At 64.5% G+C, this 18,861-nt stretch carries 21 protein-coding genes, 1 tRNA gene and 1 pseudogene; 12 read left to right on the top strand and 11 right to left on the bottom strand.

Going from position 1 to position 18,861, the window contains the following annotated elements; genetic code table 11:
* Positions 1 to 81: 81 nt before the first annotated feature.
* From AC5E6L_RS01670 to AC5E6L_RS01655, 4 genes are all read right to left on the bottom strand, one after another.
* On the bottom strand, positions 82 to 345 hold the full coding sequence (locus AC5E6L_RS01670; RefSeq protein WP_491770818.1) for a type II toxin-antitoxin system RelE/ParE family toxin: 264 nt from the start codon (positions 343 to 345) through the stop codon (positions 82 to 84).
* The gene (locus AC5E6L_RS01665) at positions 318 to 653 is read right to left on the bottom strand and encodes a hypothetical protein (protein ID WP_491770816.1); all 336 of its coding nucleotides are present in this window, start codon (positions 651 to 653) and stop codon (positions 318 to 320) included. Before AC5E6L_RS01665 ends, AC5E6L_RS01670 begins: the two co-directional genes overlap by 28 nt.
* 101 nt (positions 654 to 754) lie before the next feature.
* Entirely contained in the window at positions 755 to 1,501 is a 747-nt protein-coding gene (locus tag AC5E6L_RS01660) for a FadR/GntR family transcriptional regulator (protein ID WP_491770814.1), read from the bottom strand.
* Positions 1,502 to 1,516: 15 nt separating this feature from the next.
* Positions 1,517 to 2,602: an ABC transporter ATP-binding protein gene (locus AC5E6L_RS01655; RefSeq protein ID WP_491770854.1), complete on the bottom strand. Its 1,086-nt coding sequence runs from the start codon at positions 2,600 to 2,602 to the stop codon at positions 1,517 to 1,519.
* 240 nt (positions 2,603 to 2,842) lie between these two features.
* Here AC5E6L_RS01655 and AC5E6L_RS01650 point away from each other — a divergent pair, with 240 nt between their 5' ends.
* The 5 genes from AC5E6L_RS01650 to AC5E6L_RS01630 all read left to right on the top strand — a co-directional run bounded on the left by AC5E6L_RS01650 (position 2,843) and on the right by AC5E6L_RS01630 (position 8,400).
* On the top strand, positions 2,843 to 4,084 hold the full coding sequence (locus AC5E6L_RS01650) for an ABC transporter substrate-binding protein (protein ID WP_491770812.1): 1,242 nt from the start codon (positions 2,843 to 2,845) through the stop codon (positions 4,082 to 4,084).
* Positions 4,085 to 4,174: 90 nt separating this feature from the next.
* Positions 4,175 to 5,164: an alpha-amylase family protein gene (locus AC5E6L_RS01645; protein WP_491770810.1), complete on the top strand. Its 990-nt coding sequence runs from the start codon at positions 4,175 to 4,177 to the stop codon at positions 5,162 to 5,164.
* Between the two features lie 205 nt (positions 5,165 to 5,369).
* The gene (locus AC5E6L_RS01640) at positions 5,370 to 6,278 is read left to right on the top strand and encodes a carbohydrate ABC transporter permease (RefSeq protein ID WP_491770808.1); all 909 of its coding nucleotides are present in this window, start codon (positions 5,370 to 5,372) and stop codon (positions 6,276 to 6,278) included.
* Positions 6,271 to 7,155 carry a carbohydrate ABC transporter permease gene (locus tag AC5E6L_RS01635; protein WP_491770806.1) on the top strand — a complete coding sequence of 295 codons (885 nt, stop codon included), beginning with the start codon at positions 6,271 to 6,273 and terminating at the stop codon, positions 7,153 to 7,155. The genes AC5E6L_RS01640 and AC5E6L_RS01635 overlap by 8 nt, the downstream gene beginning before the upstream one ends.
* A 414-nt stretch (positions 7,156 to 7,569) precedes the next feature.
* Positions 7,570 to 8,400 (top strand): replication-relaxation family protein, encoded by an 831-nt coding sequence (locus AC5E6L_RS01630; RefSeq protein WP_491770804.1) that lies wholly within the window; start codon positions 7,570 to 7,572, stop codon positions 8,398 to 8,400.
* A 35-nt stretch (positions 8,401 to 8,435) separates the two neighbouring features.
* Here the strand turns inward: AC5E6L_RS01630 and AC5E6L_RS01625 are convergent, their stop codons facing one another.
* Together AC5E6L_RS01625 and AC5E6L_RS01620 are read right to left on the bottom strand one after the other, a co-directional pair.
* Positions 8,436 to 8,783 (bottom strand): DUF3768 domain-containing protein, encoded by a 348-nt coding sequence (locus tag AC5E6L_RS01625; RefSeq protein WP_491770802.1) that lies wholly within the window; start codon positions 8,781 to 8,783, stop codon positions 8,436 to 8,438.
* Between the two features lie 269 nt (positions 8,784 to 9,052).
* A complete protein-coding gene (locus AC5E6L_RS01620; protein WP_491770800.1) occupies positions 9,053 to 9,523 on the bottom strand; it encodes a hypothetical protein in 471 nt (156 codons plus the stop codon).
* Here AC5E6L_RS01620 and AC5E6L_RS01615 point away from each other — a divergent pair.
* Together AC5E6L_RS01615 and AC5E6L_RS01610 are read left to right on the top strand one after the other, a co-directional pair.
* On the top strand, positions 9,522 to 10,091 hold the full coding sequence (locus AC5E6L_RS01615; RefSeq protein ID WP_491770798.1) for a recombinase zinc beta ribbon domain-containing protein: 570 nt from the start codon (positions 9,522 to 9,524) through the stop codon (positions 10,089 to 10,091). The genes AC5E6L_RS01620 and AC5E6L_RS01615 overlap by 2 nt on opposite strands.
* 18 nt (positions 10,092 to 10,109) lie before the next feature.
* Complete coding sequence (locus tag AC5E6L_RS01610; protein ID WP_491770856.1) at positions 10,110 to 10,574, top strand: hypothetical protein; 465 nt, start codon at positions 10,110 to 10,112, stop codon at positions 10,572 to 10,574.
* Positions 10,575 to 10,655: 81 nt separating this feature from the next.
* Here the strand turns inward: AC5E6L_RS01610 and AC5E6L_RS01605 are convergent.
* Positions 10,656 to 10,835, bottom strand: a pseudogene (locus tag AC5E6L_RS01605) (Arm DNA-binding domain-containing protein); the annotation flags it as partial.
* Between the two features lie 163 nt (positions 10,836 to 10,998).
* Positions 10,999 to 11,073, bottom strand: a tRNA-Phe gene (locus AC5E6L_RS01600).
* A gap of 161 nt (positions 11,074 to 11,234) precedes the next feature.
* Here AC5E6L_RS01600 and AC5E6L_RS01595 point away from each other — a divergent pair.
* Positions 11,235 to 12,305: a Gfo/Idh/MocA family protein gene (locus AC5E6L_RS01595; protein WP_491770796.1), complete on the top strand. Its 1,071-nt coding sequence runs from the start codon at positions 11,235 to 11,237 to the stop codon at positions 12,303 to 12,305.
* A gap of 5 nt (positions 12,306 to 12,310) precedes the next feature.
* Here the strand turns inward: AC5E6L_RS01595 and AC5E6L_RS01590 are convergent, their stop codons facing one another.
* A complete protein-coding gene (locus AC5E6L_RS01590; protein ID WP_491230590.1) occupies positions 12,311 to 12,730 on the bottom strand; it encodes a hypothetical protein in 420 nt (139 codons plus the stop codon).
* Positions 12,731 to 12,868: 138 nt separating this feature from the next.
* On the opposite strand from AC5E6L_RS01590, the gene AC5E6L_RS01585 reads away from it, so the two are divergent.
* The gene (locus tag AC5E6L_RS01585) at positions 12,869 to 13,216 is read left to right on the top strand and encodes a DUF952 domain-containing protein (RefSeq protein WP_491770794.1); all 348 of its coding nucleotides are present in this window, start codon (positions 12,869 to 12,871) and stop codon (positions 13,214 to 13,216) included.
* Positions 13,216 to 14,310: a quinone-dependent dihydroorotate dehydrogenase gene (locus AC5E6L_RS01580; RefSeq protein ID WP_491770792.1), complete on the top strand. Its 1,095-nt coding sequence runs from the start codon at positions 13,216 to 13,218 to the stop codon at positions 14,308 to 14,310. Before AC5E6L_RS01585 ends, AC5E6L_RS01580 begins: the two co-directional genes overlap by 1 nt.
* Before the next feature lie 105 nt (positions 14,311 to 14,415).
* Here the strand turns inward: AC5E6L_RS01580 and AC5E6L_RS01575 are convergent, their stop codons facing one another.
* Entirely contained in the window at positions 14,416 to 15,756 is a 1,341-nt protein-coding gene (locus AC5E6L_RS01575) for an MATE family efflux transporter (protein ID WP_491770790.1), read from the bottom strand.
* Between the two features lie 107 nt (positions 15,757 to 15,863).
* On the opposite strand from AC5E6L_RS01575, the gene AC5E6L_RS01570 reads away from it, so the two are divergent.
* Positions 15,864 to 16,781 (top strand): histone deacetylase family protein, encoded by a 918-nt coding sequence (locus AC5E6L_RS01570; protein ID WP_491770788.1) that lies wholly within the window; start codon positions 15,864 to 15,866, stop codon positions 16,779 to 16,781.
* On the opposite strand, the gene AC5E6L_RS01565 is transcribed toward AC5E6L_RS01570, so the two are convergent.
* Positions 16,745 to 18,463, bottom strand: coding sequence for a cisplatin damage response ATP-dependent DNA ligase (locus tag AC5E6L_RS01565; RefSeq protein WP_491230334.1), 1,719 nt, complete (start codon positions 18,461 to 18,463; stop codon positions 16,745 to 16,747). The two genes, AC5E6L_RS01570 and AC5E6L_RS01565, sit on opposite strands and share 37 nt — an antisense overlap.
* A gap of 122 nt (positions 18,464 to 18,585) precedes the next feature.
* Between AC5E6L_RS01565 and AC5E6L_RS01560 the strand changes: the two genes are divergently transcribed.
* Positions 18,586 to 18,861: DUF938 domain-containing protein (locus AC5E6L_RS01560; protein ID WP_491770786.1), on the top strand; the 276-nt coding region annotated here is incomplete at its 3' end.

Raw genomic sequence — 18,861 nt, 5'->3', positions numbered from 1 at the left:
GCCACGCTGAACGGACAGGCCACGCTGCGCTTCAAACACTGTGTGCGCTTCGCATGGAAAGTGTCTGCCAACCCATCGGTTTTAATCCGGAGACCGTGACGTATGAAGCACGCCAATCACGGTGATGGCATCGTCACTGACGCGATAGATCATCACCAGACGGGTTTTGGGCACACAGCGATCATAGACATCGTGGTCGGACTGGTAGCGAGCGGCGAACGGAAAGAGGACGGTGTACCCCACGGTTGTTTCGACCCGAGCGGCGATGGCGACGGCTGGCTGAGGGCTGTCCTGCTTCGTGTGATCCAGAACATCGTTCAAGTCCGCGAGCGCTTCGCCATCCATTGAACGATCATGTGGTTTTCGGTGTTCAGCCCCGCCGCATAGCCCAGAAGCAGCATCGCGCGATCACGCACGTCGCACAGGCCGAAAAAGAAAGGCGACACCATCTCCAGGAGTTCTTCCGGCGTGACCAGTTCCTTCTGCGCCGGCGGCCGACCGTCGTCATTACACATTCGCCGGAAGCCCATCGCAATACGGGATGCGGCCGGACAGGACCGCCGTTCTCTGGCGATCGGAACCGATGCCTTGATGTATGGAACGGTTCGGCGGTCCGCAGGATCGCAGATGCAGGCGAGTTCGTCGGGCTTCACGTGGCGATGGGCATGTGACCGCATCGGCAATAGCGGTACCCCCCGAAGGAACGCTTCGGCGGCTGGCGGCCAAGTCGGGTAAGCCCGCCTCGCCAATGCGCTCATCGGCTGGAGAATGCGTCGTGATGGTCGCCAACCCAGCGCACCACGCCGTCGACATGCAACCACATGCAATGGGCGGCGCGGTCGACATCCCGGCTGCGGATGGCATTCAGGATGTCCCGATGCTCCTCGCGCAGACGATCCAGCCCTTCGCCTCCCATCTTCAGACGCCACACGCGCGCCCGCACCGTCGGAGCGGAGACCACGCGCAGAAAGGCGGCCTGAACGGGGTTGCCGTCGATCTCGGCGATGCAGTCGTGGAACTGGCTGTCCAGTTGCATGATCCTTTCGTCACCGTCTTCGCTCCGTATCTGCGCGTCAATATCCGACAGGCGGCGCAACTGGGTTTCGGACCGGCGCGCCGCCGCGTTGCGAACCGCTTCGACTTCAAGCGTGCAGCGGATTTTCAGATACCAGACGATGGTCTGGACGTCGGAGACTTCCAGAGCGATCGACAGCACATCCATCAGATTGGCTGGCTTGAGGTCGGAGACATAGGTTCCGTCCCCCTGCCGGGCTTCCAGGATTTGCATGACTTGCATGGCCCGCACGGCCTCTCTGAGTGAATTGCGCGACACGCCGAGTTCGGCGGAAAGCTCGGCTTCCCTGGGCAGTTTTTCCCCAGGGCCGATACGGCCCGATTGAATCATCGCCTTGATCCCCGAGAAGGCCATATCGACCTTGCCGTTGATCGCGCCGCGTCCGTCCGCCTTGTCGGGGTGTACTGCCATCTCCGTCAGCCTCACAGTATCGCAACTCACCTATGCGCGCATGGCAGCGGGACTCAATCGTTGCCCGCTGGCCCGGTCGAACATGTGCGCCTTCATCCCGTCAATCCCGATCCTCAACGTCCGTCCCGGATCATCCGATATCCGATCCCGGAACAGGCCGGACAGGATCTCGCCGCGCGCGTTGAGGCGCACGAAGGTCTCGGCTCCGGTCGGCTCAATCAACTCCGCCGTCGCGTCCAGCCCGTTGTCCGAAGACAGCGCGATGTGTTCGGGGCGAATACCATAGACGGCGGGCCGGCCGGCCAACGGCTCGAAACCCGGGCCCACCGGCAGCGCATTGCCCGCTTCGGTGACGAAGCGATCCGGCGCGTCGCGGTCGACCTGCCCGTTGAACAGGTTCATGGCAGGCGAGCCGATGAACCCGGCAACGAATATGTCCGCTGGCGCATCGTAAAGGGAAAGCGGCGCGCCGGTCTGCACGATTTCCCCGGCATTCATCACGACCACCAGGTCGGACATCGTCATCGCCTCAATCTGGTCGTGGGTGACGTAGATCATCGTCGATCCAAGCTCTTGGTGAAGCGCCTTCAGTTCCCCGCGCATGCTGACGCGAAGTTTCGCATCGAGGTTGGACAGCGGCTCATCGAACAAGAACACGTCCGGATCGCGCACGATGGCCCGTCCCATCGCGACCCTTTGGCGCTGTCCGCCGGACAACTGGCGTGGATGGCGATCCAGCAACTGCTCCAGGTTCAATATGGCCGCCGCATCGTGCAGCTTGCGTTCGACCTCGCGAACAGGCGTCTTTGCCAGGCGGAGCGCGAACGTGATGTTCTCGCGCACGGTCATGTGCGGATAAAGCGCGTAGTTCTGAAAGACCATGGCGATGTCGCGCTTCTTGGACGGCAGGTGGTTGACGAGGCGGCTGCCGATGTGAATGCGCCCTGCCGAACACCGTTCCAGGCCGGCGATAATGCGCAGAAGTGTCGACTTGCCGCATCCCGACGGACCGACAAGGCTGACGAACGCTCCATCGGGAACGTCCAGCGAAATACCCTTCAGGACCCTGTGCGCGCCGAAGTGCTTCTCGATCCCTTCCAGCTTGAGCGATGCCACGATTCTGTCACTCCCATATTTCGCCGATGCAAACCTATAGGTAGGATGTTTGATCAATGAAAGGAGAATATTCGTCGCCAAATCAGAATCAAGAAGGTGATATTGACAGCATATGTAGGATGATTAAGGTCCGCATCGGTGGCGATCAAGGATGATGCGGCCACCGCAATGCCCGGCACCCGGGCACGGAGGGAGGAGAATGCCATGCCACGACAAAGGTCTTCAGTAACCAAGCGAAACATGGCGGCGCTGGCCGCCCTTGCGGCGTCGGTCATTGCCGCGCCCGCATCGGCGGTCGAGTTGCGCTGGGGCGTGTGGGCAGCAGATCCCAAAGACGCTGAAGTCTGGATACGACTGGTCGAGATGGTCGAGGAAATGCACCCCGACATCGACATTCGGCTCGAAACCTCTCCATGGGGCCCGTATTGGGACAAGCTGACCACGCAGTTTGCGACCGGAACGGCACCGGACATTGTGTCACTGCACCACCTGCACTTCGTCAACTACGCGCATAACGACCTGCTGCTGGACATCTCCCCTTTGATCGACGCGTCGCCTGAAATCGACTTTGGAGATTTCTATCCCGCCGCCATCGACGGCCTGTCCGCGGACGGCCGGATATACGGGCTGCCCTACGGCATCGCGCCCTACCTGCTCTACTACAATCGGGACATATTCGATGCGGCGGGTGTCGACTATCCGCATCCATCCGAGCCGATGACATTTGACGAATTCAACGCTCTCATCGAACGGCTCAACGATCCCGAGGCAGGGGTCTACGGCTTTACCACGGACGCAAGTCTGATGTCGGTGCTGCCGTTCCTTTTGTCCAATGGCGCCGATTATCTGAACGCGGACGGCAGCGGCAGCGACATCGACACCGAGGCGGGCATCGAGGCAATGGGCGTGATCCTTGATCCGTTCCAGGAGGGCGGGGCGGCCGCACCGGTCGTTGATTTGGCCAGCCCGGCAGGGGTCGATCAGTTCGCCAACGGTCAGGTGGCACTCATGGCTGATGGCACCTGGATGATGGGCATCTTGCGCGCGCGCGGCGATGCCGACTGGGACATCGCGCCCCTGCCTGCCGGCCGGGCCGGCAGCATCACCTGGTCGGGCGTTTCAGGCTTTGCGCCCTCGGCAACCACGGAGCATCGCGAAGCTGCCTGGCGGGTCGTCACGGCGCTGACCAGTCGCGAGGCGCTCGAACTGATCGGCAGGACCGGCCGCGAGTTTCCCGCGCGCGCCTCGGCGCTTGAAAGCTGGGCCGGCAGCGAGATCGCGCCCGACAATGCCGAACTGATCCCCGCGCTCCTGCTCGGCGACGGCGATGCGCGGACCCGTCCGATGAGGCGCACCGTGCACTGGCCCCGCATCTGGAACCTGACGCAACGGGAACTGGGCCCGGGCTTCACGGGATCGGTCGACCCCGAAACCGTGGCCAACAGGCTCGCGGCGGGCATCGAACGCATCCTGGCCGAGTGATTCATCATCCACGCAAGGCGCCGGCGCGCCTCGCAATGCTCCGTTGCGCGCCGGTCCGCAATTGACCAACTGCAAAAGGAGAAAAAGCCGATGGCCGATGATCAGATCAGGGCTTTCTGCATAGACTTCAACTGGGATTGGACGCGCCGCTTCGCCTCGCCTGGCCTCTACGCGCAGGCCGATCCCGCCCGCCATCTCGAATGGTACCGCGAACTCGGCGTCAACACGATCCAGAGTTTTTGCGTGTCGCATAATGGGTACGCCTGGTATGACAGCGACATCGCGCCGCGAACACCGGGGATGGAGGGGCCTTTCTTCACCAAGCTGGCCGAGATGGCCAATAAGCAGGACTTCCGTGTCATGGGCTATTTTTCGCCCGGGGCCAACGAACACTGGCGCTGGGCGCATCCCGACCTCTCTCACGACAAGACATGCCCGACCTCGTGGCACATGCCCTATTCGGATCGTTACAACGACTACCTGGCCGCCATTGTCGAGGAATTCATGGCGCGCAACCCGATGCAGGGCTTCATGGTCGATTTCATGTGGGGTGTGGAGCCGACCGGATGGCTGCCCGTCGAGCGCGAAATCTACGAGCAGGTCATGGAGGAAGCGTTCCCGACCGCTTCGCTGCCCGACGCCGAAGCGACCAGGCAATACCAGATTCGGCAGGTGCGCCGCGCATGGACCCGCCTGCGCGAGACCGCCAAGGCGATCGATCCGGAAACCATCATCTGGCTGGTTTGCAGCAACACATCGCACTACCAGGCACAGGACACTGGTGTGACCCGAGAGGCGGACTGGCTGATGAACGAGCACCCTTCGCTCGAAGCGCTGGAGACGGGGCGCAGGATCAAGGGCGATCATACAACGCTCATTCAGTGCGTCTGCGGCTGGGACAACGCCATGGATCAGACCATCAAGCAGCACGATGCGGCGCAGATATTCGCTGCGCTGGCGCGTGAGGACGCCGGCATTTACGGCTTCGCCCAGCCTCACCCGGTGACGACGCTTCCCGATGTGAGCGGCGATAACGCCAATGCCCGCAACATACGATCCATGAAGGCGAACTTTCGCTAGTGTCGTCTCTAATCCGAAGTTCTTTGGATTTGCAGCAGGCTCAGTGTGAACTTCAAATTCGATAAGGACACGAGGTGAATTATTGTATCCAGTGTGGTTTTCGGATTTGAAGTTCCTGTGACGATTTCATTGAAACAATGATCGGAACGTCAAGTCCACCACACTAGGACGGGAAAGGAGGAATGCCTCGCATTCGACGCGGCCGATGATCAACAGACTGCAAACGCGCCTCGCAGCCGCCACGATGCGGAACGAAGAGGCATTTTCCGCTTGGCTGTTTCTCGCACCGGGCCTGCTGGGCTGGGCGATCTTCATCGGATTGCCGACGGTCGCAGCGTTCGTGCTCGCGTTCTACGAGTACAACCTGCTGAGTCCTCCACGGTTCGTCGGCCTGCGGAACTTTGCGCGCCTTCCGGGCGACGAGGTATTCTTGGCCGCGTTCATCAACACCATATATTTCACCTTCGCCACGGTGTTCTTCTCGGTGGTAATCGGGCTGGCGCTCGCGATCTTGGTCGACCAGGCGCTGCGCGGCTTCATCTTTCTCAGATCGCTGCTTCTGTTGCCCTATGTGATGGTCATGGCGGGCGTGGCGGCGGTCTTTCGCTTCATCTACATGCCCGATGTCGGTCTCATGAACGCGACGCTGGCACTGGTCGGCATCGACGGGCCCAACTGGCTGACAAGCGAGACATGGGCGATGCCGGCACTGATCATTCTCAGTGTCTGGAAGGCGTTCGGCTACAACATGTTCCTGTTCATCGCCGGGTTGCAGACCATACCGGGCCATCTTTACGAGGCCGCCGAAATCGACGGCGCCAATGCCTGGCACAAGTTCCGCTTCGTCACGCTTCCGATGCTGTCGCCGATCATGTTCTTCGTGGTCGTCATATCCATCATCGGCTCGTTCCAGGTGTTCGATCAGGCCTATCTGATGACAGGCGGCGGCCCCGGCACCTCGACCACGACGCTCGTGATGTATGTGTACCAGATGGGGTTTCAGAGCTTCCGGATGGGGTACGCCTCGGCCGTCGCCTTCGTGCTGTTCGTGTTGATCTTGCTGTTTTCCCTCGTCCAGTTCGTACTTCAACGCCGATGGGTGCATTATGAGTAGGGTCGATGCGATGGAGCCGCCGGCGCGCATCGACAGCCCGATGGCCATGCAGCGCTCGCGCGAGATCGCGATCAACGGGCTGCTGTATGCAGCGCTGGTGATCGCGGTCTTCATCACCATGGTGCCGATCGCGCTGATGATCCTGACCGCTTTCAAGACGCCCGCCGAGATCGCCGGCCTCGACTACACGCTCCCCGATGAATGGCAGTGGGCGAATTTCACCGACGCGTTGCGGATCGCACCGTTTGCGCGGTATCTGCTTAACACCGTCGTCGTGGCCGGCGGCGTGACGGTGTTGCACGTGTTCTTTTCGGCCATGATGGCCTATGCTTTCGCGCGCCTGCGGTTTCCCGGGCGAGATTTCGTCTTCTTCCTGTTCCTTGCGACGTTCATGATCCCGCCCCAGGTGACGCTGATACCGCAGTTCATCCTGATCAAGGAACTGGGCTGGATCGACACCTATGCGGGGATCGTCATGCCGCAGGTCTTCACCGCTTTCGGCACATTCCTGCTGCGCCAGAGCTTTCTGACCATACCGCGCGAGCTTGACGATGCCGCCCATATCGACGGGTGCAGCCGCTGGGGTATCTTCTGGCGGATAATCCTGCCGCTGTCAGGGCCGGCCCTGGCCACCCTGGCCATGTTCACGCTTTTGTTTCACTGGAACAATTTCCTCTGGCCGCTAATCGTCTCCAACTCCGACGCAACGACGGTGATCGCCGTTGGTCTGGGCCGTTTCACCGGCCAGGCGGGCACGGCATGGCACCTGCTGATGGCCGCGGCGACCATGGCGACGCTGCCGACGATCGTCTTCTTCTTCATCGCACAGAAATGGTTCGTTCGCGGTGTGCTGCAATCCGGTCTCGGCGGGCGCTGAACGCGATCGCCCGGCTCCACTCGACATTGGGCGCGGACCCAAGCCGCCGGCGCGCGGCGTAAAGGGGGATCGCAAGCCCCTTGCGCCTCCGGCAACAGCGACACGGTGGGTCGCTGCTCCACCACATCCATAGTCCACTGGACGATTTCATCCTGTTCATTGACGGGCAGTGATTTGGCGTATTCAAGGGCTTTTTCGAGTTTGGTACTCTTGGCGGAATAGTATCATGCCCGCCGACCGCGGCGAGGGGCGGGCACCGTTTCCGGGCGCAACCGTCTCCAGGCTGGAATGGGACCCGGAATTTATCCGTTACCCATCAGGCAACCTGCACTGACATAGCATCATCGCACGGAACATACCGCCCGTTGACGCCTTGAATCCCGATGGCCAGCTTCCTTCAAAACGGAGGGGCACATGCCATTGGATCGCCTGGGTCGCCGCTCGCGGTTCCAACGCACGCCAACCGGCAAGCGTCTGGTGCTCACCGGCCGCGACATCGAGGTTCTGCGCTGGCTGTATCGGTATCGCTATCTGTCAGCACCGCAACTGATCGCCGTGCTTGAGCCGCAGTCTCACAAGCGTTTCATCGAACGCCTTGGCGACCTGTTCCACGAGACGGGGCTGATCAACCGACCGGCGGCGCAGTGGCGGGGGTTTGATGTGCATAGCCGTCCAATGACCTATGAACTGTCGGCCGCCGGGTTGCGGCTGCTTGAACATCGCTATGTCGTGCCGCATCGCGCGGTCACGTTCTCCCGCCGAGCGCGTGCCGGCCAGATCGTTCAGTTCGACCATAGGGCGATGGTGATCGACGCGTTGTTGTCCATCGAATTGGCAACATTGGGCGAGACGGCGCAGCGTTTCGTACCGGTCGGAGAGATACTGGCCCGCGCGCCCGGAACCACTCGATCGGCGCGCAACCCGCTGGCAGTGCCCGTGACGCTGCATCCCTGCCCGGAACTGCCCGATCTGAAACGGCCTTGGAATACGCACATCATTCCCGACGCGCTCTATGGCATCGAGTATCTGATCGATGGCGAAAAGCGGTATCGCTTCTGGGCACTGGAATGTGAGAACACCACGCCCGAACGCCGGTCATCGGCGCGCCATTCGTCCATCGCCCGCAAACGTGCCGCCTACGAGGCGCTGATCCACTCCAAAGCCTACCGGCAGCACTGGGGCATTCCGAACCTCAAACTCAACCTGGTCACGCGGCAGCCGGCCAGACCGAGAATTGCGGCTTAGAAAACCCCATCCGGTTTGACCGGATGGGGTTGTCGTCAATACTCGCTAGCGAGCATGACCATCATGACGCGGACCGTCACCGCCGGATCGGCGGCATTGGGTGAGCCGGCCGTCAGGGTGGTGTCATACGCGTCGGTCTTGAAGAACAGCTTCTCGCCCTCGACCACCAACGCCCCGAAATCGTGCTCATGATAGGGATCATTGTCCTCATCGAAGGCATTGAACCGCGCAACCGCAGCGATTGCCTGAGCAACAAACTCCGGCCCCTGTGCTTGGACTCCGGCGGTGATCATGATCCGTCCGCCGCTGCCGCTTTGCCGGAACGTGTCGTTGAGGATGCGGATGCGTTCGGCCCTGATGGCTGTTGATGGTGATTCTGACATGGTGTTGCTCCTTTCGCTGGCCACGCCCGAGCCGATCTCGGACGCGCCCGGCGAAAGGAGCGATGTCGGTGAAGTCGGATTGCCCAGCTCACCAAAAAGCAGTCGGGGAAGGTCTCTATCGGAACCGCCGTGTCGCCCTGCCTGGCCGGTTCCGCGCGGCGGCGCAACGGCTTACGCCGTCCTCCGCTACCGCTCCGGCCGGAGGTGCGCCGCCGCGCGAGACTCCGGCATGTTCGGCAGGCCACAGCGGCTCCGAAAAGCAGACCTGTCTACCGGTCATTGGCAATGAACCCGGATTGCACCGCCAGAGCCAACGCCTCGAAATAGACCAGGTTGCGCGGTTCGCGCTCCCAGAGCTTCGGTCGCCGTGGCACCCAGGCCGCCAGTTCGGGAAACCGTTCGCCCAGCGCGTGGGCCTCGTCGAACTTGTTGCAATGGTGCTGTTCGCGGCGCAGCGGCACCACCATTGCCGGCGACCGGTGGGCGGTGCGTTGCAGCGCTTTGAGAAGGGCTCTGGTCTTGCGCGATTTCCGGTTGGCGCTGCGATAGTCTTCAAGCACCACCACAGAAGGATCGAATTGGCGCATCCAAGCATCGAGCCGCGCGGCGGCCATGGCGCCGCTCTTGCTTGCCCGGTGGGACAGATGCCAATCATGCGGCACGCCGTCGATGAACAGAACGTAACCCACTCGACTACACCGCGCCGCCAGCGTCAGCACCGTCAGGCGCTCAGCCGGCATGGTCGTCGGGATAGGTGTCGAGCAATCGTTCGGCCAGACGATTGAGCGTCTGCTGGCGGTTGTGGCGGCCATCCTGTCCAATCCCTTCTATTGCGGCATCATCCGCATCAAGGCGACGGGCAAGACCTATGAGGGCATCCACGAGCCGCTGATCCCGGTTGCCCTGTTTGAGCGCGTGCAGGCCGTCAAAGCGGGCAAGGCGGGCAAGAAGGTCACCCGGCACAACCACATGTTCCGTGGGCTGTTCCAATGTGCCGGCTGCGGGTGCTCCATGATCCCCGAACGCCAGAAGGGTCGCGTCTACTATCGCTGTCAAACGCGATCCTGTCCGACCACGACGGTCCGCGAGGATCGCATCGAGGGGCGCATCATCAAGGCATTGACCAGCTTGTGTCTGAGCCGTGCGGCCATCGACCACCTCACCGAACAGGTAACGATCTGGCTGGACAAACGCCACGGCGGTCAAAAGGATGAGTTGGCGCTTACTCGCGATCTGGCAGAGACCGAGCAGCGTCTGGAGAACCTGACCGATGCGCTGATCGACAAGCATATCGACCACCACACCTAAGACCGCAAACGGCAGTCTTTGCTGATCGAGAAGCGCCGGATCGAAGAACTGGCGCAAAAGATGGCCGACATGCAGTCCGCACCCGACCAAGTGCGGCTATTTCTCGAACTGGTGAAAAACCTTGCCAGTTACTACCAAACCATCGATCCGGTCGAACGGCGTGAGTTCGTCGAATCGGCACTCTCGAACCGACGCGTCGAAGCGAAAAACATAGTGTTTGAGCCATCAAATTGGCTCCAACCGGTACGTGATGCGGTTGGTGTCGGCTTTGGTGACCCATCCCGACCCAGTTCTCGAAGTGGCCCCGACTTAACCTGCGACCAAATCGAAGCGTTGGTCACGGCTGCCTATTGCGATGAGGTGAAGGCCTTTCTGGCGCGTATCGATGTCCAGGAGAAAGCTGGATCGGTTACGGGCGATCGACCCAGTTGCACGCCCGAGTCGATGGCGCAGAGGCAGACGCCTAACAAAGATGCGGTATGACGCTGGACAATCGCCTGACGATCCTCGGCCACACAGTCGGCCGTCAGCCCTATCGCGCCTTCGGCATCCGCCATCCGCGAGCGAGACGTGTGGGTATCGTCCAAAGGACAGCACGTTCTCCTTCTGCCGAAACCGGTAACGCAACTGCCACAGCTTGGAGCCGTTTGGTCGTACCAAGAGATGCAGCCCATCGCCGTCACTCAGGCGATATTGCTTGGGGCGCGGCTTGGCCTTGCGGAGGGCAAAATCAGACAGGGTCATTGTGGGTAACAAAATCTGGCATGCGGGTAATGAACCCGGATGTTACCCACATTTACCCGCGCTTCAAAGGTTGGCTATGCGCCGCTATGGTCCGCGCCAAAATCACAAACCATTGTTTTTCAACGATGTTTATTCATCTATGATCAGTGAGGAGGAAGGAGAATGGTGCCCGGGGGCGGATTTGAACCACCGACACGCGGATTTTCAGTCCGCTGCTCTACCCCTGAGCTACCCGGGCACGGGTTCGTGCAATCGTGCGATCGATGAAGGCGCGCACGCCCCGCTCAGAACGGGCGGTTTATAGCACGCGAATTTGGGCTGTCCAGCGGCCGCGCGGGGCTTTTCGCCGTGCACGTGCGCGTTGGCGAAATGTTGACGGGTCGGCGGCACAATCGCCCCATGAAGGCACGCAAACCCGCATCCGACGGCAACGCGCGCGGCTTTGGCTGGGGCGTCTGGGGCACCGGCGCGATCGCCGCCGGGTTCGCCGCCGATCTCGCCCATGTGCCCGGCGCGGTGCGGGCGGCGGTCTGCTCGCGCGCGAGCCGGACCGCGCGCGCCTTCGCCGACACGCACGGCTTTGCTGCCGCCCATGCCGACGCCGACGCGTTCCTGGCCGATCCGGCCGTCCATGCCGTCTATATCGCCTCGCCGCACCCGCTGCATTGCGCGCAGGCGCTCAAGGCCATCTCCGCCGGCAAGCCGGTCCTGATCGAAAAGCCGGTCGCGATGAACGCGGCCGAGGCGAAACGCATCGCCGAAGCGGCGCAGGAACAAGGCGTCTTCGCCATGGAGGCGCTGTGGACCCGCTTTCTGCCCGCCCTCCGGCGCGCGCGCGTGCTGATCGGCGAGGGCGCGATCGGGCCGGTGCGCCGCGCCGAGGCGACCCTCGTCTTCCACCGGCCGTTCGAACCCGACCACCGCCTGTTCGACCCGGCCAAGGGGGGCGGCGCGCTGCGCGATCTGGGCGTCTATCCGCTTTCGGTCGCCGGTTTCCTGCTTGGTGCGCCGGTGCTGGAAGAGGCGCGGTGGATCGCCGCGCCGACCGGCGTCGACATCGAAGCGGAACTGACGCTGACGTGCGGCGGCGTGCCCGTTGCGGTGTCGGTCGGTTTCGCCGGGACCCGCGCGGGCGAGGGGCGCAACGATTTCGTCATCCATGGCGCAACGGGCACGCTGCGCATCGATCGCCATTTCCTCGCCGGCCCGTCGCTGACGCTTTGGGACACGCCGCGCGATGCCGTCCCGGACCCGCGCGCGCCCGGCGAAAGGCTGGCGCGGCGCCTGCCGCTTCCCGGCCGAAGGCGCATCGCCTTTCCCCGCCCCTCGCGCGGGCTCGACTTCCAGGCGGTGGCGGTTCAGGCGGCGGTGCGGCGGGGAGAGACCGGCCATCCGCTCATGCCGCTTTCGGACAGCGCGGCCGTCCTGGCGATCATCGAGCGGGTCCTGGCCGAGCCGGCCGCCGCCTGAAACCGTCAGGTCCTGTCCGGCGTGCCCTCGAACTCGTCCAGAACGCCCATGAAGCGGCGCATGAACTGTTCCATATAGCCAAGGCCGCGCTCGAATTCCTCCGGATCGGGCAGACCCTGGCGGGCGATCGCCGCCCCCGCGCCGCCATTGAGGCGCCGCTCCAGGACGCCGATGCGCGCCTCAAGCAGGTCGAGCGCCTCCAAGAAGGCGTCGCGCTCGTCCGCGCCCCGCCGGCAGACGACATCCCCGCCCTCGAACGCGCATACCGACATTTCGCCGGTCCGCGTGTCCATGCGCACGAAGCCACCCTCGACCGGCTCCATCACGTAACGGCCCGGCTCGGCGGTGGCGGGACCGCCCGCCGTCACAGCGGCGAGGAGGCCGGCGCCCACCACGCGGCCACCCGCCTTGAAAACATGTCTCATGATCGATCTCCCCGGCAACGCCCGCTTTCGATGATGCCTGCCACCATAATGCGCGGGAAATGTGATGGCCGGTGGACAAGCTCCGCCATGCCTTGCCCCGCCCTTTCGCCGCCCACCGCATCGGTCTAAACCGACGCCATGACGCAACGGGTCTACAAGATCGCCACGCGCGCGCAATGGGCCGATGCCGAGGCTGCGGGCGTCTTTACCGGCGCTCCGGTCGACGTCGAGGACGGCTACATCCATTTTTCGACCGCCGAACAGGCGCCCGAGACCGCGGCCAGGCACTTTGCCGGCCGGGACGGGCTGCTGCTGGTCGCCGTGGACGCGACAGCGCTCGGCGAGGCGCTCAGATATGAGACATCGCGCGGCGGCGCGCTGTTCCCGCACCTTTACGCCCCGCTCGATCTGGCCCATGTCGTCTGGGTCCGGCCGCTGCCGCTCGGGTCGGGCGGCGCGCACCTGTTCCCGGACATGGGCGGCTGATGCCGGAGGCGCTTACCGGGCGGCTCGGCCGCTGGCTGATGTTTCGCCTCGGTCCCGAAACGGCCCACGGGCTGGCGCTCGGGGCGCTGAAGTCCGCAATGCTGCCCGCCTTCGCCGCCGATGCCGATCCGCGCCTTGCCGTCACGGTCGCCGGCCTGGCCCTGCCCAACCCGGTCGGCGTGGCGGCGGGTTTCGACAAGAATGCCGAGGTGCCGGGCGCGCTTTTGCGGCTCGGCTTCGGCTTCACCGAGGTCGGCACCGTCACGCCCCGGCCGCAAGCCGGCAATCCCGGGCCGCGCGTCTTCCGCCTGCCCCGAGACGAGGCCGTCATCAACCGGCTGGGCTTCAACAATCAGGGCCACGATGCGGCCTGGCGCAGGCTCGAAGCGCGGCGCCCCGCCGGCATCGTCGGCGTCAATATCGGCGCCAACAAGGATACGGACGACAAGGCGGCCGATTATGTCGCCGGGATCGACCGGTTCTATCGGCTCGCCTCCTATTTCACGGTGAACATCTCCTCGCCGAACACGCCGGGCCTGCGCGATCTTCAGGCGCGCGACCGGCTTTGCGATCTCTTGGCACGGGTGGGCGAGGCGCGCGCGCGCCGGACCGAGGAGACGGGCCGCCGCGTGCCGATTTTCCTCAAGATCGCCCCCGACATCACCGAGGCGGAACTTGACGGCATCGTCGCCGAGGTGACGGACAAGGCCATTGACGGGATCATCGTCGGCAACACGACCCTGTCGCGCGCCGGCCTTGGCGTCGATCCGGGCGAGGCGGGCGGGCTGTCCGGCAGGCCCCTTTTCGAACGCTCGACGATCCTGCTCGCCAAGACGCGCCGGCGCGCCGGGCCGGCGTTGGCGCTGATCGGCGTCGGCGGCGTCGACGGGCCGGAGACGGCGCTGGCCAAGATCGAGGCGGGCGCCGATCTGGTGCAGCTCTATACCGGCATGATCTATCGGGGGCCGGCGATCGCGCGACGCATCCGCACGGGCCTGTCGGAGGCGCTCGACCGCCGTGGCGCCGCCGCGATCGGCGCCCTGCGCGACCGGACGGTCGACGATTGGGCGTTGCGTCCCTTGCCGCCGCGATAGAGCGCTTCCCGTGAATCGGAGTTCACGGGAAGCGCTCTATCTCTTTGATTCGTCGCGTTTTCGAACCGCGAAACCGCATACACTTTCGCTGAAAACGCTCCAGCCTCAGCCGAAGGTGCGCCGGGCGCGGGACGGCAGAAGGGCGAGCAGGGTCAGCCCCCGCAGGCCGAGAAACAGGTTGAGCGCGAACCACAGGCCGTGATTGCCGAAGGCGGGCGTCAGCCCGTAGCCGCAGGCGACGAAGGCGGCGAGCGACACCAGCATCATGTTGCGCATGTCGGCCGACCAGGTCGCGCCGATATAGACCCCGTCCATCTGGAAGGCGAGGACGCCGGAAAGGGCGGTCAGCGCGGCCCAGGCGAGGAAGATGCGCGCCTGCGCCCGCACATCGCCGGCCGTGGTCATGACGTCGATGAGCCAGCCGCCCGCCACCAGAACGATCGGCACCGTCACCCCGGCCAGAACGAAGCCCCACAACGCGGTCAGCGCGACGGCGCGCCGGAAGGGGCGCCGCTGGCGCCCGCCGACGGCACGGCCGACAAGCTGTTCGGCGGCGACGGCGAAGCCGTCCAGATAGTAGCTGGCGATGAAGAAGAAGTTCATCAGGATGGCGTTGGCGGCGAGCGTCACCGCGCCGAACTGTCCGCCGATGCGCACAAACAGCGCGAACGCGGCCAGAAGCGCGAACGACCGGATCATGATGTCCCGGTTCAGAACGATCAGCGCGAGGAAGGCGGGCCGGTCGAGGATGCGGCCGCGCGAGGGCGCCCGCCGCCGGTCGAAGCCGCGCCACAGCCAGACGAGCGCGCCGATGGCGACCACGCCCTCGCCGGCGACCGTCGCCCAGGCGACGCCCGCCACGTTCCATTCCAGCCACAGGCCGAGCGCGATCGACAGGACGATGTTGATGCCGTTGATCAGCGACTGCACGATCAGGGCGGCCACCGCGCGCGCCTGGCCCAGAAGAAGCCCCAGGATCGCATAGTTGATCAGCGTGAAGGGCGCGGCGAGGAAGCGGATCGTCACATAGGTCCGCATCGCCTCGGCGACCGCGTCCCCCGGCGCCATCGCCCAGATGCCGGCCTCGCGGATCAGCGGGGCGAGCGGCAAAAGGGCCAGCCCGCCGGCCAGCGCGATCAGGATCGCGCGCCAGAACACGGCCTGCTGCTCGGTGGCATCGCCCCGCCCGACCGCCTGCGCGACGAAGCCGGTCGTGCCCATGCGCAGGAAGTTGAAGATGACGAAAACGATGTCGAAGACGATCGCGCCGATGGCGAGCCCGCCGATCAGCGCCGCCTCGCCGAACTGGCCGACGACGGCCGTGTCGACGATGCCGAGCAGCGGCGTCGTCAGATAGGCGAGCGTCATCGGCGCGGCGATGGCCAGCACCGTGCGATGGGTGACGATGAAGCCTGCGGGCGGGGGCTGCGCGTCGGGGGCGGTCATGGCCCCGCCCTGCCCGATCGTCCGCGGGCCGGCAAGCCGGCGATTGTTCAGACGATACGATCGCCGGCGGTTTGAATTGGGCGGCCGGGCGCTTACCTTGCCCGTCCATGACGCTGCCGATCCTGCACAATCCCGCCTATGACGCGCTGTTCGACCCCGGACACCGTTTCCCGATGGGCAAATATCGCCGCCTCGCCGAGAGGCTGATCGAGGACGGGCTGGCCGCGCCCGGCACCTTCATCGTGCCCGCTCCGGCGCCGCGCGACTGGGTCAAGCGCGCCCATGAGGCGACCTATGTCGATCAGGTCTACGGCTTCGACGTTCCCGAGCGCATCGAGCGCGAGATCGGCTTCAAGGTGACCGAACGGACGTCGCTGCGCGCCCAGTGCGCGACCGCGGGCACCGTGCTGGCCGCCCGTCTCGCGCTCGAACACGGCATTGCCTGCAACACGGCCGGCGGCAGCCATCATGCGCGCCACGCGCAAGGGGCGGGCTTTTGCACCTTCAACGACGTGGCGGTCGCCGCTTCCCTGTTGCTTGCGGGCGGGGAGATCGCGAACGCGCTGGTTCTCGACCTCGACGTGCACCAGGGAGACGGAACGGCGCAGATATTCGCCAAAGAACCACGCGTCTTCACTGCCTCGGTGCACGCCGAAAAAAACTATCCCGTGCGCAAGCCGGCATCGGATTTCGACCTCGGCCTGCCGGACGGGGTGCAGGACGCAGCCTACCTGAAGACGCTGGCGCTGGTGCTGGAGGAATTGCGCGCCCGCGTGCGGGCGCCGGACATCGTTTTCTACAATGCGGGCGTCGATGTGCATGGCGAGGACCGGCTCGGCCGGCTGGCGCTCACCGACCGGGGCATCGAGCAGCGCGAGCGCATGGTGATCAGCCATTTCCGGGCGCGCGGCATTCCGGTTTGCGGCGTGATCGGCGGCGGCTATTCGCGCGACCTCGACGCGCTGGCGCGGCGCCATGCGCTGCTGTATCATGTGGCGAGCGAGTTCGCGCCCGCCACGCTCTGATCGAGAAGCGCCTCCAGCATCTCCAGCCGATCGGCCTCGTGGGGCGGCTTGTCCCATCTCAGCCTTGAGATGCGCGGAAAGCGCATGGCGACGCCCGATTTGTGCCGCGCCGAGCGGTTCAGTCCCTCGAACGCCACCTCAAGCACCAGCCCATGGTCCGGCTCGGCCCGCACCGCGCGTACCGGGCCGAAGCGCTCGATCGTGTTGTCGCGGACATATTTGTCGAGCTTTTTGAGTTCGTCGTCGGTGAAGCCGAAATAAGCCTTGCCGACGGGCACGAGCGCCGGATCGTCGGCCTCGCCGGTCCAGACGCCGAACGTATAGTCCGAATAAAAGGACGAGCGCTTGCCATGGCCGCGCTGGGCATACATCAGAACGGCGTCGACGATGTAAGGATCGCGCTTGAACTTGAACCAGGGGCCCTTCGGCCGTCCGGGCACATAGGCCGAATCACCGCGCTTGAGCATCAGCCCCTCGATCACCGGCTCGGGCGGCGCATTGCGCATCGCGGCCACCTCGTCCCAGCTCTTGAACGGCACGAGCGCGGAGACATCGAACCGGTCGGCCGGCAGGCGCGCAACGAAGGTTTCGAGCCGCGCGCGGCGTGCCTGGAAGGGCAGCGGCCGCAGATCCTCATCGCCTTCCTGCAACAGATCGTAGGCGCGCAGGAAGGCCGGGAACGTCGCCTGCTGCCTGGCCGGGACGGTCTTTCGGTTGAGCCGCTGCTGAAGGTCCGAAAAGGGGCCGGCGCGGAGCGCGCCGTCCTCGAAGCGGCCGACGAGCAGTTCGCCGTCGATGGCGCCCGTGAAATCCATCGCGGCCAGCAGGTCGGGGAAGGCGCGGGAAATGTCGTCGCCCGTGCGCGAATAGACGCGCGCCACGCCGCCTTCGCAGGTTGCCTGGACGCGGATGCCGTCCCATTTCCATTCGGCCAGATAGGCGGCCGGATCGTGGCGGGCGAGGTCTTCAAGATCGGTCGGATTGGCCAGCATGACCGGCCGGAAGGGCGCGATGGCGCCTTGGGGCTTGTCGCCGGTGCCGTCGAGCCAGGCGAACAGGTCGGTGTAGGGGATTTGGAGGCCGTGCCAGAGCTCTTCGATCGTCGCGATGTCCTTGCCGCCGTAATCGGCCAATGCCTGCTTGACGAGGCGCGATGAGACGCCGACGCGCATGCCGCCGGTGATCAGCTTCAAAAGCGCGTAGCGGCCGGGCGCATCGAGCGCGTCGAGCCAGCGTTCGACCAGCTTGGGGCCGTCCGCGCGGGAGGCGCTCTGCAATGTTTTGACGATGGCGGCGAGGGAGAGGTCGGTTTGCCCCTCACCCGCTGCGTCCCGCAGGCCCGCATCCTGAGCCTGTCGAAGGGGCGCGCTTGCGGTTTCCCCTCGTGCTTCGACAGGCTCGCCATGAGGGGAAACGGGCCAGATCAGGCTTACCGTCTCGGCCAGATCGCCGACGAAATCGTAGGAATGGCCGAACAGCACCGGATCGACGCGTTCGGCGGCCAGCGCGCGGATCATCGCCGGCTTGACGGAGGGGATGTCGAGATCGCGCGTGATCGCCGCGATGGCATAGCCGCGATCGGGGTCCGGCGTTGACCCGATATAGTCGACGATCAACCGCAGCTTGGCATTGCGCGACGGCGTCAGGACGAGTGCGTCGAGGAGATCGGCGAAGGGTTTCATGGCAAACCAAATGGGCTTAACCCGTCTGGGCCACGGGCGGACGTCATGCTATCGCTTATCCGATGAACACAAATTCCCCCCCACCATGGAGTTGGTCGCCCGCCGACGAGGGCGATGCACGCATGTTTTCGCCGTCCGCCGAACGCAACCAAGCATCGATCGTCGAGACGATGGATGGTCTTGTCTCTCCGATCGCGGTCGGCGGACATGCTCTGGAGCTGGCCAGTGGGACCGGCCAGCATGCCGCCGCGCTGGCGCGCGCTTTTCCGCACATCTGCTGGCGGCCGAGCGATTTCGATCCGCTCTCGCTTGCGAGCATCAGCTCCCATCGTGCGATGGTGCAGCTGAGCAATCTTGAAGCCCCTCTTCGTCTCGACCTGCTGAACGCCCAATGGGCT

This window comes from Roseitalea sp., assembly GCF_984466335.1.
The sequence above is the reverse complement of the archived record's forward strand: the minus strand, read 5'-3'. Positions and strand labels throughout refer to the sequence as shown.

What these genes read in the sequence shown, in the direction of transcription:
- AC5E6L_RS01645 (WP_491770810.1), top strand. Translation starts at nt 4,175, where the DNA reads ATGGCCGATGATCAGATCAGGGCTTTCTGCATAGACTTCAACTGGGAT.
- AC5E6L_RS01590 (WP_491230590.1), bottom strand. Translation starts at nt 12,730, where the DNA reads ATGAGACATGTTTTCAAGGCGGGTGGCCGCGTGGTGGGCGCCGGCCTC.
- AC5E6L_RS01570 (WP_491770788.1), top strand. Translation starts at nt 15,864, where the DNA reads ATGACGCTGCCGATCCTGCACAATCCCGCCTATGACGCGCTGTTCGAC.
- AC5E6L_RS01585 (WP_491770794.1), top strand. Translation starts at nt 12,869, where the DNA reads ATGACGCAACGGGTCTACAAGATCGCCACGCGCGCGCAATGGGCCGAT.
- AC5E6L_RS01635 (WP_491770806.1), top strand. Translation starts at nt 6,271, where the DNA reads ATGAGTAGGGTCGATGCGATGGAGCCGCCGGCGCGCATCGACAGCCCG.
- AC5E6L_RS01575 (WP_491770790.1), bottom strand. Translation starts at nt 15,756, where the DNA reads ATGACCGCCCCCGACGCGCAGCCCCCGCCCGCAGGCTTCATCGTCACC.
- AC5E6L_RS01615 (WP_491770798.1), top strand. Translation starts at nt 9,522, where the DNA reads ATGGTCGTCGGGATAGGTGTCGAGCAATCGTTCGGCCAGACGATTGAG.
- AC5E6L_RS01625 (WP_491770802.1), bottom strand. Translation starts at nt 8,783, where the DNA reads ATGTCAGAATCACCATCAACAGCCATCAGGGCCGAACGCATCCGCATC.
- AC5E6L_RS01620 (WP_491770800.1), bottom strand. Translation starts at nt 9,523, where the DNA reads ATGCCGGCTGAGCGCCTGACGGTGCTGACGCTGGCGGCGCGGTGTAGT.
- AC5E6L_RS01565 (WP_491230334.1), bottom strand. Translation starts at nt 18,463, where the DNA reads ATGAAACCCTTCGCCGATCTCCTCGACGCACTCGTCCTGACGCCGTCG.
- AC5E6L_RS01650 (WP_491770812.1), top strand. Translation starts at nt 2,843, where the DNA reads ATGGCGGCGCTGGCCGCCCTTGCGGCGTCGGTCATTGCCGCGCCCGCA.
- AC5E6L_RS01630 (WP_491770804.1), top strand. Translation starts at nt 7,570, where the DNA reads ATGCCATTGGATCGCCTGGGTCGCCGCTCGCGGTTCCAACGCACGCCA.
- AC5E6L_RS01595 (WP_491770796.1), top strand. Translation starts at nt 11,235, where the DNA reads ATGAAGGCACGCAAACCCGCATCCGACGGCAACGCGCGCGGCTTTGGC.
- AC5E6L_RS01670 (WP_491770818.1), bottom strand. Translation starts at nt 345, where the DNA reads ATGGATGGCGAAGCGCTCGCGGACTTGAACGATGTTCTGGATCACACG.
- AC5E6L_RS01640 (WP_491770808.1), top strand. Translation starts at nt 5,370, where the DNA reads ATGATCAACAGACTGCAAACGCGCCTCGCAGCCGCCACGATGCGGAAC.
- AC5E6L_RS01580 (WP_491770792.1), top strand. Translation starts at nt 13,216, where the DNA reads ATGCCGGAGGCGCTTACCGGGCGGCTCGGCCGCTGGCTGATGTTTCGC.